Source organism: Mesobacillus sp. (assembly GCF_049588175.1).
Lineage (GTDB): Bacteria > Bacillota > Bacilli > Bacillales > Cytobacillaceae > Mesobacillus.
In genome coordinates this window covers 1-3,696 of the sequence record NZ_JBAVFI010000346.1, presented here as the reverse complement: position 1 = coordinate 3,696, position 3,696 = coordinate 1, and the positions used below count along the sequence as shown (strand labels likewise).

The 3,696-nt window shown below is 44.7% G+C and carries 3 protein-coding genes; 1 reads left to right on the top strand and 2 read right to left on the bottom strand.

Annotated elements, in window-relative coordinates; all coding sequences use genetic code 11:
* Positions 1 to 275: 275 nt before the first annotated feature.
* A complete protein-coding gene (locus WB217_RS08675) occupies positions 276 to 659 on the bottom strand; it encodes a MarR family transcriptional regulator (RefSeq protein ID WP_423992571.1) in 384 nt (127 codons plus the stop codon).
* Positions 660 to 950: 291 nt separating this feature from the next.
* Between WB217_RS08675 and WB217_RS08670 the strand changes: the two genes are divergently transcribed.
* Complete coding sequence (locus tag WB217_RS08670; protein WP_423992569.1) at positions 951 to 2,369, top strand: LysM peptidoglycan-binding domain-containing protein; 1,419 nt, start codon at positions 951 to 953, stop codon at positions 2,367 to 2,369.
* A 66-nt stretch (positions 2,370 to 2,435) separates the two neighbouring features.
* Here WB217_RS08670 and WB217_RS08665 read toward each other — a convergent pair whose 3' ends face one another.
* A complete protein-coding gene (locus WB217_RS08665; protein ID WP_423992567.1) occupies positions 2,436 to 3,536 on the bottom strand; it encodes an amidohydrolase in 1,101 nt (366 codons plus the stop codon).
* Between the last annotated feature and the right edge of the window lie 160 nt (positions 3,537 to 3,696).

The following is a 3,696-nucleotide window of genomic DNA, read 5'->3' as shown; positions in this document are numbered from 1 at the left end:
GCCCAACTGGAGCTGATACTGAAAAACCTAAGATGATACTTTTTAGCAATAACATTCTCAATAAATCCTTTCAACAGAGGCATTGCCACAGGAGTTCAAGTATAACTTAACTTCTTCTTTGGCCTTTTTGCCTCGTACATTGTCTAATACGTAGTAGTCATTAGCTTATCCATATTTCCTTTGGAACAGCTGGTATGAGCATACCCCATTGAGATTTCTATCGATTCCTATATATTGGTTTTTACCATAAATGGAACGATAGAATTATATAGTTATCAAAAAAACCTTGCCCTTGTCTGATCAAGCTTCTCCTTGAATTCTATGAGGAATTTTTTTCGCTCCTCGTAATCCTGAACGTCGCTATCTTTCCATAATTCAAGATCGGCACCTTTATCGATCAACTCGATCGCCTTCTTTTTTATCCCCACCGTCAATGCCCTATGCCTCATTTGAAGGGCTGCAAGCGAAATATAAAGAATTGATTCATCAGGCTGACGCTCCAATTCATCATCATAATCTTCGAGCTCCTCCAGCCACGATTTCAAGATGATTTTCGCAGCTTTGCGCGGACTCATCCCTTCATCAAGAAGCTCGTTCCATTCATCCTGGATATCACACGCCAGATCATCTTCCCACAGCCCTGTTCCCCATGCTCCCATCGTGTCCACTCCTTGTCATTATGTAATTTCCGCACTGGCTTCTCTATTATTTTACTCCATTAGTCATTGGGTTTCCCTGTATATATCGAGCAAAATTGGCAAGTAGTTAAACTGAAGCTTAACTATTTTTCAGATATTATTAAATACCATTATGATTTATGCTTTCATCGCTTTATATATAAAAAATGCACCAGATTTTACGGAAGAACCATAATAAACGAGAGCCTCCCAACATATAATTTATTTTTTCTTCATACCTTATTGTAGGACTTTTTCCCAGGGAGGTTCATTATGATCATTCATGTTGTCCAAAGAGGAGAGTCATTATGGCAGATTGCGAGCCGTTATCAAGTGACCATCACGCAAATTACCGATATAAATGGATTGGAAAATCCGAATCAGCTGGTCGTTGGCCAGGCATTGATTATTCCATCATATGATGTATACCATACGGTCAGATCGGGAGAAGCGCTTTGGTCGATCGCACAGCGCTACGGCACGACGGCTGACGCGATAATCAGGGCGAATGGGATCACCAATCCAGCACTCATTTATCCCGGTACCGTGCTGCGAATACCTGCAATCCGCCATACTGTTCAATCAGGCGAGGCGCTTTGGCAGATTGCCCAGCGCTATCGTGTTAGTGTTCAATCCATTATCAATGCTAATAAAATCCAAAATCCAAACGCCCTATATCCAGGAACGATTCTAGTCATCCCCAGGCCAAAGCCAACTATTGAATCGAACGCATTCACCTACCATTCGGATGAAAAAGCTGTGGAGTATGTCGGCGAGGTGGCCGACCTGATGACCTATATCGCCCCTTTTGCCTATGTCATTCAGCCGGACGGTTCGCTCGTCCTGTATATGAAGGATGACACCGATGCCATTCAGAGCGGACTTGCAAAAGGAGCATTGCCGATGATGTCGATCACCAATTTTACCGCCACCGAAACCGGGCATAACATTGCACATGAAGTACTGGCCAGCGAAGAGCACCGAGGGAAGCTGCTGGAGAACATTCTTTCCGTCATGCGTGAAAAAGGCTATCGCGGTTTGAATATTGATTTTGAAAATGTATTGCCTGCGGACCGCGAGCTTTACAATTCATTCCTTCAGGCAGCAGTAGACGCCCTGCATAAGGAAGGGTATTTCGTCTCAACATCTCTGGCGCCAAAAATCAGCGCTGACCAGAAAGGGCTTTTATATGAAGCCCATGATTATCCGGCTCATGGCCGGATTGCGGACTTCGTCGTCCTGATGACCTATGAATGGGGCTATCGCTTCGGACCGCCGCGTGCGGTTTCCCCATTGAACGAAATCCGCCGTGTCCTTGACTATGCTGTTACCTCCATCCCAAGGAACAAAATTCTGATGGGCTTCCAGCTGTATGCCCGCGACTGGGTAATCCCTCACGTTCAGGGCCAGGAAGCAGAAACATACAGTCCTCAGGAAGCTGTCAGCCGAGCAATCAAATACGGCGCAGCGATTCAATATGATACTGTTGCTGCATCACCATTCTTCCGCTATACCGATGAGCAAGGACGCGGACATGAAGTCTGGTTCGAAGACGCCCGAAGCGCCCAGGCAATATTCGATACCATCAAGCAATACAACCTTCGAGGGGTCAGCTACTGGGTGCTCGGCTATCCATTCCCGCAGAACTGGGTGCTGCTTGAAGATAATTTTAATATAAAAAAATTAACGTAAAATAGTGCCTGGCGGATTTGCCAGGCACTATTTTTTATGCGGTGAACTGAACTATTTTCCCCTGATCTACGCTCTTAATATAGTTTCCGCCAGCACCCTCGCTCCAATATTAAGCGCAGAATGATCAAAGCTCATTTTTGGATGGTGGAGACCAGGTGCAAGATTTGCTCCTACCCCAATCATTGTTGCCTTCAGTTCCGGCTGCTTCACCGTGTAATAATGAAAATCATCGCTGCCTGATGTAACAACAGGAGCTGCAAGAGATTCTTTACCGATGGATTCAATAATTCCCTCAGCAGCAATCGCTTCTGCTTCAGATGATACTTCTGCACCAGGAGCTAGATCGAGCCAATTCCATGTGATTTCTACTTCGTACAGCTTTTGCAGTCCTAGCAGTTTTTCTTCGATTGATTCTTGAAGCTGCTGCAATATATGATTTTTCTGTGCTCTAAGGTCAATCGCAAACTCTGCATTGCCCGGTATGATATTTAAATTATCCCCGCCAGCGATGATTTTTGTAAGTTTAGCAGAATGAGGCTCAAATGGCGAAACATAGATCGTTTTCAACATTTGCTGCAGGGCAACGATCACGTCGATTGCATTCTTTCCTTGATGCGGCCTGGCCCCATGGGCATCGACTCCGATAATTTTGCCTTCAAGGAACGTGCCCGCACCATGATGGATGGACGGAGATACCTTGCCTAGAGGAAGCTCTTCCACGGGACGAAGATGGACGCCGAACAAGTGCGTGACGTCCTGAATGGCACCGCGTTCGATCATGGAAATAGCGCCGTTCCCCTTTTCTTCTGCTGGCTGAAAAATAAACCGGATTCTCTTAGACGGCTTTTTTTCCATTATATAGAGCATTGCTCCGAGCACCATCGACATATTAGCATCATGGCCGCATGAATGGTTGGCCTTCCAGACACCATCTACTTCCTGCCACAAAGCATCAATATCCGCCCTGACGGCAATGACTTCATCCCCTGTTCCAACCTCGGCCACCAATCCTGTCACATCGTCGAACCTTTTATATGGGACGCCTAACTCATCAAGGATTTCAGCAATTTTCTCTGTTGTTTTATATTCCTTCCAGCTTACCTCTGGATATGTATGAAAGTGGTCAAACCATTCTAATATACGAGCTTCAATATTACTTCGATCCAAGCTGTCCACTCCTGTTCTAATTTTAAAACCTATTATAATCCCAAACTGCTTGTATTCCTATGAATTTTAGAAGTTCTTTTATTTAGGCTCTTTTCGTAAACTTTTTTGCTTTTGCAACCAAAAGTAAAAATCGGTATTTGGATTTTTACGAGTGTTAATA